At 35.7% G+C, this 5,595-nt stretch carries 1 protein-coding gene and 1 pseudogene; both read left to right on the top strand.

The annotated features are described in order from the left end of the window. A pseudogene (locus ABD917_RS08395) lies at positions 1 to 344 on the top strand (YfjI family protein); the annotation flags it as partial. A 495-nt stretch (positions 345 to 839) separates the two neighbouring features. Next, on the top strand, positions 840 to 5,595 hold a 4,756-nt coding region (locus tag ABD917_RS08390), incomplete at its 3' end, for a DEAD/DEAH box helicase (RefSeq protein ID WP_345119620.1).

Here is a 5,595-nt window from a genome sequence, read left to right as displayed (position 1 = left end):
TTGAAGTTAGTTTATCCTCTCTTTCTATGGCATTGCGTTGGGAAAAATATCTTTTAAGTCATGTAAAACGCCTCTATGGGGCGGTAGATAAATTAGCAGCAGAGCGTGCAAAATTGATTGTCGAACGCTGTGATTGTTTACAAGATGGCTTTACTGTACGTGATATTTATAAGCGCGATTGGAAAAGTTTAAAAGATAATGAAACCGTTAAGCAAGCTTTAGAGCTTTTATGTCGTTGTAACTATATTCGTGAAATCTCTGGAGACAATAGCTCTCAAGGCGGTCGACCTACCATACGTTATGAATGGCACCCCTTAGTGAAAATTCATAAGACATCACACTGAGACAATTGTGAGATTTTTAAAGCTTTGAACTATTAGTTTTAGAGGTTTAGGGGGGGACTTTTACCCATTATTATTTTATTTTTTAATCAAGAATAAAAGTTATTATATTTCAATGTGTTAAGATTTATGATTTTTCCAAAAAACAACCCATATCGACAATGCAACTTATAAATTCAACTGATAGAATATATTATGGGGAGTTTTGTAGGTGTTTTGGGAGTTTTTAAAACAGACAAAACATATCAAAATGATCATTCTGATGTTTTTAAACACATAGTGCATTTATCTTGAATGATGTGTGAAACGAATAGCAAATTCCACTATTCTGTTGTTGATAAGCATGATTTATAAAATTTAATTTTAAGCAATTTATGAGTTTTTGTGTGTTTTTGTCTCATTTTGTTATCGATATTTCTTTTGAATCAATTTAATAGACTTCATTCCGTTTCTTTATGATCTTTGATCATACCGTGCCATAATGGAGTTTATCTTAATATGCTGCAATCTCTTAAGTCTGATAATAAAAAAATCACTTTACGCTCTCTCTTAGAATCCTATCGTGAACAGACAATTTCAAAAGCTCAACAGGGGAAAATTTTTGAAGATTTTGTTAGCAAATATCTTATGCATGACCCTCTCCATTATGGACGGTATGAAAAGGTTGAAAGCTATTTTGAATGGGCTAAAGAGCGTAAAGATTGGAATAAAAATGATATCGGCATTGATCTAGTCGCTAAGCTTCGTAATCAAGAGGGTTACGTTGCTATTCAATGTAAATTTTATAAAGCGGATCATCAGATCAGTAAAAAGGATATCGATAGCTTTATCGCAGCCTCTGGAAAAGACATCTTTAAATATCGTCTTCTCGTTGATAGCACGGAAAGTGAATTAACTGACAATGTGAATGCCATGATTAAAGGACAAGCGATACCCGTTTATCGTATTGACCTTCGTTATATGGAAAACAGTCGTATAGACTGGCAAATATTTGCAACAAAACAAGAAGTTGTTTTGAAATCAACAAAAGAGCCTCGTCCCCATCAAGAGGAAGCCATCAAGAAAGTTTGTGAAGGCTTAAAAGAAGCAGACCGTGGCAAACTGATTATGGCATGTGGAACGGGTAAAACATTCACCAGTCTTAAGATAGCAGAGACCATAGCAGGAAAAGGCAAGCGTGTGTTGTTTCTTGTCCCCTCTCTTGCTTTAGTTTCGCAAACGATACGCGAATGGACAGCTGATGCACAAGTCCCCTTGCGTTCCTTTGCGGTGTGTTCTGATACAAAAGTAGGCAAGCGTCGTAAAAACCAAGATGATATTGTTGGCATGGAAACATCAGATCTTGTGCTCCCTGCTACAACGGATGCCAAAGCACTTGCCAAAGAAGCTTGTGAAAGCTTCACAGAGGCAATGACAGTGATCTTTTCAACCTATCATTCCATTCAAGTGATTTCCGATGCACAAAAAGACCATGGATTACCCGAATTTGATTTGATCATTTGTGATGAAGCCCATAGAACAACAGGTGTTGTATTGGGAACAGACAAGCATGAATCTGAATTCATCAAGGTTCATGATAACAGCATTATTCGGGGTAAAAAACGTCTCTACATGACAGCAACCCCGAAGATCTTTACCGATAAGTTGAAGAAGAAAACTGACGTATCCGATGCCGTGCTAGCTTCTATGGATGATAAAGAGCTCTATGGAAAAAATCTTTACACTTATACTTTTTCAAAAGCTCTACAAGATAAACTGTTAACCCCTTATAAAGTTATTGTTTTAGCTGTTGATGAAGCAATTATCAACGCAACAATTCAGAAGCGTCTCAAAGATAAAAATTCCGAACTTATTCTTGATGATACAACCAAAATGATTGGCTGCTACAAAGCACTTTCTCAAATAGAAAAGAAGGAAGACGATGGCATAAAACCTATGCGTCGTTCTCTGGCTTTCTGTAAGGATATCAAGACATCTGAACGAGTTAGTGAGATTTTTAATGATGCTATTGATGAATATCATAAATTTGTTCCCGAAAGTAAGACATCTCTTATCTTTGATGTTAAGCACATTGATGGGACTTTTAATGGTAAAGACCGTAATAAATTGCTTGATTGGCTTAAAGAAGATACAGATGAGAATAACTGCCGTGTGCTCACCAATGTGCGTTGTCTTTCTGAGGGGGTAGATGTTCCTGCTCTTGATGCGGTAATGTTTTTACACCCCCGAAAAAGTCATGTAGATGTGATACAGGCTGTGGGGCGTGTAATGCGTCGCGCAGAAGGTAAAACAACAGGCTATATTATTTTACCCGTTGGTATTCCCTTTAATATTCCACCACAACAGGCTTTAGAAAACAATACAAAGTATGACGTCATCTGGCAAGTTCTCAATGCGTTGCGTGCTCATGATAACCACTTTAAAAACAAAATGAAAGCCTTAGAGCTAGATCAAGATGTTCGTCATCTATTTGAGATTGTAGGGGTAACTTTTGACCCCGCTTTGCAAGCAATGACCGCAGTTGTTGACGAACTCTCTTTCCACGCAAAGTCTGAAAGTGCTGGTCTTCATATTGGTTCAGTAGCAAGTGAAAGGCCTCATAGATATGAAGTACAAGAAGAGTTCGATTTTTATATTGATGAATTATCGCGTGCTATTAAGCCAATCATTGTCAAAAAATGTGGAGAGCCTAATCAGTGGGAAAAATGGGCTGGCAATGTCGCAGCGATTGCACAAAATCATATTATCCGTCTTAAAAGCATACTTGCTGATAAAAAGAGTGAAGCTTATCGCGCTTTTCATGTTTTTCACAAAGAATTAAAGAACGGTTTAAATGACAGTATCGAGCAAGAAGATGCACTTGAGATGTTGGCGCAACACCTTGTGACGCGTCCTATTTTTGAATCTTTGTTTGATGGAAATGAGTTTGTGAGTAAGAATGCTATCTCACAGGCTATGGAAAAGATCTTAGCTGAACTTGATAAGATGAATATCAAAGACGAAGCTAAAGATCTTGAAAAATTTTATCAAAGTGTAAAGGAGGATACAGAGGGCATTATTGAAACGCGCGCAAAACAAAACCTTATTACTCAACTTTACGAAGATTTTTTTACCAAAGCATTCAAAAAGACAACAGATAAACTTGGGATTGTTTATACGCCTATTGAAATAGTCGATTTTATCTTACATTCCGTCAATGATGTTTTAGAGCAAGAGTTTGGACAAAGTTTGAGTTCTCGAGGCGTCTCTATCCTCGACCCTTTTACTGGAACTGGGACCTTTATCACACGGCTTTTACAATCTGGACTGATCAAATCAGAGGATATGGAATATAAGTTCCGAAATGAAATCAAAGCCAACGAAATTGTTTTACTGGCTTATTACATAGCAGCCATTAACATTGAATCGACCTATCATAGTCTTATGAAAGGAGATTATATCCCTTTTGAAGGAATTTGTTTAACTGATACATTTCTGATGCTGGAGGAGAAAGATTTCTTCACACGCTATATGTTTGAAAATTCGGAACGGTGTAAAAAACAGCAGGAAGCAGATATCCAAGTTATTGTTGGCAACCCTCCTTATTCAACAGGTCAAAAAAGTGCCAATGATAATAATCCAAATGTACGTTATGATACGCTTAATAATAATATCCGAAATACATATGCGTCACAATCAACAGAGAAAGTAAATCGTAAAGAGCTTTATAATAGCTATATTCAAGCGATTAGGTGGGCAAGTAATCGCTTGAGTTCCCAAGGAGGTATTGTCGCTTATGTTTCTGGTAATGGATGGATAGATAAAATATTTGCTGATGGTATGCGAAAGTGCTTACAGAATGAATATTCTTCTATTTACATCATTAATCTTCGTGGTGATATCCGAAAAAATATAAAATCAAAAGAACAATCAAAAGAAGGAGAAAATGTTTTTGGTTCTGGAAGTCAAAGTGGAATAGTCATAACTATTTTTGTACGTAATCCTGATAATGAACAGCCCTGTAAAATTTACTATTATGATATTGGAGATGATCTTTCTACAAAGGAAAAATTAAAACGATTGCATAAATTAAAAAGCATAAAAGGAATAATACAATCCAAACAGTTTATTGAAATCACACCTAATGAAAAACATGATTGGATAAAACAAAGAAAAGTAGACTTTGATCAGTTCATGCCTATGGGAGATAGAAGTACCCCTATAGATTCTAAAATTTTTGAAGAAATATCTATTGGCGTGCAATCAAAGAGAGATGCTTGGGTTCATAATTTTTCGAATGACGCATTAAATGAATCCGTCCAAAAAACAATTAAGTTTTTTAATGAACAAAAGCGTCTCGTCGCTGAAAATCCGTCTATACCTGTAAAAAAGATTATTAATTATGATACTAGTAAAATCAGTTGGGCGGATACTCTTATCTCCAGATTAAAACGAGGGATAGATGCAACATTTGAACCACATCTAAAAGCTCTCGTTCTTTATCGCCCGTTCATGACAATGTGGCATTATACATCACCATTCCTGAATGAACGTCTGGGTCAAACACATCAATTTTTTAATTCAGATATTCCGCACAATCTTGGAATCTGTATTTCAAGTAAAGGAAGTTTATCTCATTTTTCCTGTCTTATGACAAATAAACCTATCAATTATCACACATTAGATACAACAAAATGCTATCCGTTTATGCTCTATTGTGAAGAAGAAAAACATCATGATCATAACTTATTCATTACAGAAGCAAAAAAGAAAGTTCGTGATGGCATTACAGATGCCGGATTAGCCCATTTTAAAGCTGCTTATCCGAATGAGACTATAACAAAAAAAGATATCTTTTATTATATTTATGGAATTTTGCATTCAGAAGATTATCGTGCCCGTTATGCTGATAACCTTTCTAAAGAATTGCCTCGTATTCCTTGTGTAAAAACTGCTGAAGATTTTTGGAAATTTGTAACAGCGGGGCGTGAACTGGGTCATTTGCATGTAAATTATGAAGATGTGGAACCCTATCCAGTCTCATTTAAAAAAGGCAATCCTAAACAGACTGATATTTCTAATCCAGAAAAGTTTTATTATGTTAAAGAAATGAAATTCTTTGGAAATAGCAAGGAAAAGGATAAATCGACTGTTATTTATAACAGCAACATCATCATAACAGATATCCCTCTTGAAGCTTATGAGTATATCGTAAATGGCAAGCCTGCTCTTGAATGGGTTATGGGGCGTCAATGCGTTAAGACAGATAAAAAAA

Source organism: Bartonella pachyuromydis, assembly GCF_039543065.1.
Lineage (GTDB): Bacteria > Pseudomonadota > Alphaproteobacteria > Rhizobiales > Rhizobiaceae > Bartonella > Bartonella pachyuromydis.
This window is presented reverse-complemented; position numbering and strand designations above follow the sequence as displayed.